The organism is Flavobacterium sp. (assembly GCF_028712645.1).
Classification (GTDB): domain Bacteria; phylum Bacteroidota; class Bacteroidia; order Flavobacteriales; family Flavobacteriaceae; genus Flavobacterium.
Genome location: NZ_JAQTPQ010000384.1, coordinates 1 through 2549, shown reverse-complemented (window position 1 = coordinate 2549; position 2549 = coordinate 1). Strand labels below are relative to the sequence as shown.

Annotated in this window: 4 protein-coding genes; 1 reads left to right on the top strand and 3 read right to left on the bottom strand. The window is 31.9% G+C overall.

Annotated features, from left to right (window positions below; all coding sequences use genetic code 11):
• The 3 genes from pnuC to PHC28_RS18210 all read right to left on the bottom strand — a co-directional run.
• A partial coding sequence (pnuC, locus tag PHC28_RS18220; protein WP_300103873.1) for a nicotinamide riboside transporter PnuC occupies window positions 1–508 on the bottom strand: 508 nt, incomplete at its 3' end.
• 53 nt (window positions 509–561) lie between these two features.
• Window positions 562–1278 carry a geranylgeranylglyceryl/heptaprenylglyceryl phosphate synthase gene (locus PHC28_RS18215; protein WP_300103870.1) on the bottom strand — a complete coding sequence of 239 codons (717 nt, stop codon included), beginning with the start codon at window positions 1276–1278 and terminating at the stop codon, window positions 562–564.
• A gap of 26 nt (window positions 1279–1304) precedes the next feature.
• On the bottom strand, window positions 1305–1940 hold the full coding sequence (locus PHC28_RS18210; RefSeq protein WP_300103875.1) for a 4'-phosphopantetheinyl transferase superfamily protein: 636 nt from the start codon (window positions 1938–1940) through the stop codon (window positions 1305–1307).
• Window positions 1941–2142: 202 nt separating this feature from the next.
• On the opposite strand from PHC28_RS18210, the gene PHC28_RS18205 reads away from it, so the two are divergent.
• On the top strand, window positions 2143–2549 hold a 407-nt coding region (locus tag PHC28_RS18205), incomplete at its 3' end, for an adenosylhomocysteinase (protein WP_300103868.1).

Genomic DNA, 2549 nt, shown 5'->3' with positions numbered 1-2549 from the left:
ACAAAGGTACTACAATCAGGTCACCAAAAATCCATAGTGTCCAATTTTCTATTTTTTTGAGTGCCATATACCACATTCCTGTGAAAAATATTCCTGCTGCAAAAATATCAACATAATTATCCTTTTTTATATTATAATCAAAGAATTTATATATCCCAAAAACTACAAATATTGTTATGAAAAACAGAATGATTCCTATTATTTTTTCTCTATTATTGGTTCTTGTGATTGCAAGATTGTCCGTGTCATCCCCTTTTCGAGCCCAGTTGTACCAACCATAAATACTCATTAAACTAAAATAACCATTAATCATCATATCGCCAAGATAACCTGCAATAAACAGTAAATAAGTAGTAATTATTGTGGCAATTAATCCTGTTGGGTAAACCCAAATATTTTCTTTTTTGGCAAACCAAACACTTAAAATTCCAAAGACAAAAGCAATGAATTCTAAAATAATTTGAGTAGTTGACGCATCCTTGTATGCATTAAGAAAAAATTCTATCATTTCTGGTTTTTAAATTAATAAAACCTATAAGATTTTTAAAAACCTTATACGTTTTAGTTGTTAAAAAAATTAATGTCATTCTCAAAAGCAGTTCCAATAACCACTAAATCTGCACCAGAATCATACGCTTTTTGAATTCCTTGCGAATCTATAATTCCTCCGCCAACAATTAACGGAATTTTGATGTTTTTAGAAACTAACCGAATCATTTTTGAAGGAACAGCTTGTTTAGCTCCACTTCCTGCTTCAAGATAAATAAGTTTATTACCTATCATTTCACCAGCTTGAGCCGTTGCAAGTACCAAATCGAGATTATTCCTGTCTATAGGTTTAGTTTTGCTTACTCTTTCTACTGCTGTTTTACCTCCACTTTCTATAAGAATATATCCTGTCGAAATAATTTCCAAATTAGTTTGTTTTAAAACAGGAGCTGCCTTAACTTGATGCTCAATCAAATAATCTGAGTTGCGCCCAGAGATTAATGAGAGAAACAAAATCGCATCGGCTTTATTTGAAATTTGAGATGGATTTCCTGGAAAAAGAACAATTGGTAAACTACAATTTTGCTTTATTTTTAGAATTAATTCGTCGAGAATATTATTTTTTACTTGGCTTCCGCCAATGAAAACGTGGGTTGCTGGCGATTGATTTATTTTTGAAATCAAATAATCAAAGTTGTTCCAAACAATTTTGTCAGGATCGAGGAGAATCGCCAATAATTTTTGATTGCTGATTTTAGATTTTAGAATATGGTTGTAGATGTTCGTCATATTATTTTGGCCACGAATTCAATTTATTAATTTTCAAATGCATAAACTAAAGTAAAATTTTCGAATTCTTCGAAAACAATTTTAAATTCTTGAGCGACACCTTCAAAATTAAGTTGAGCAATAGTTTCTTTATCTTCTAATTCAAATGTATTAACTTGAATGTGATTCTTGAAACTGATTCCTTTTTCGTTTCGGATTTTAAAAATCGACTCTTTTGCTCCCCATTTTACGGTTAGTTTTTTGATGTAATCATGGGAATCAAAACTCTGCAAACGATTCAATTCGGTTGAATTTACAAATTTATCAGCAATTCGAATGATTTTCTCTCGCTGAAGTTCAATATCGATTCCTACTGTTTCTTCACTAATTATTATAGCCGAAAATTCGTGGGAATGTGAAATTGAAATAGGTTTTCCATCCTTCAAGTGTGGCTTTCCAGATTCATCATAAAATAAATCAAAGTCCGAATATCCTGCTTGTTGCAACAACTTTCTAACACTCAAAAAGCCTCGTTGATGCAGTTGCGATTTCATCCCGCTTAAACGCAACCCACTTTTTTGGTTAAGCTGTACTTCTTCATACAACTCTTCATAAGATTCGGAAATTTTCCAAACAAATATTGTTGTAAAGGTATTGGGTTTTATGATTTTATATAACGGCATTAAGAATTTGTATTTTCTTTTCCCAAAAGAACCATCATTTAAATCTTGTCTTTCAGAATTCAAAAAAAATCTTGGAAAACATAGGGAAAAGCTCTTGAAAATAAATATTTTACTGATTTATAATTATTTAAAGGAATGTTTTTTATTAATAACTTATTATGTAATTTTGCACCGAAATTTTATAATTACAAATATACTATAAATGAGTACTACAACTACGCCTTTTTTGGCTTACAAAGTAAAAGATATTTCTCTAGCAGCTTGGGGAAGAAAAGAAATTGAATTGGCAGAAGCTGAAATGCCAGGTTTGATGGCGCTTCGTGCTGAATATAAAGACGAACAACCACTTGCTGGTGCTCGTATTGCTGGATGTTTACACATGACAATTCAAACTGCGGTTTTGATTGAAACTTTAATCGCTCTTGGTGCTGAAGTAACTTGGAGCTCATGTAATATTTTCTCAACTCAAGATCAGGCTGCTGCTGCAATTGCTGCTGCCGGAATTCAGGTGTATGCTTGGAAAGGTTTGAACGAAGTTGATTTTGACTGGTGTATCGAACAATCTTTATTCTTTGGCGAAGACAGAAAACCATTGAATATGATTCTTGA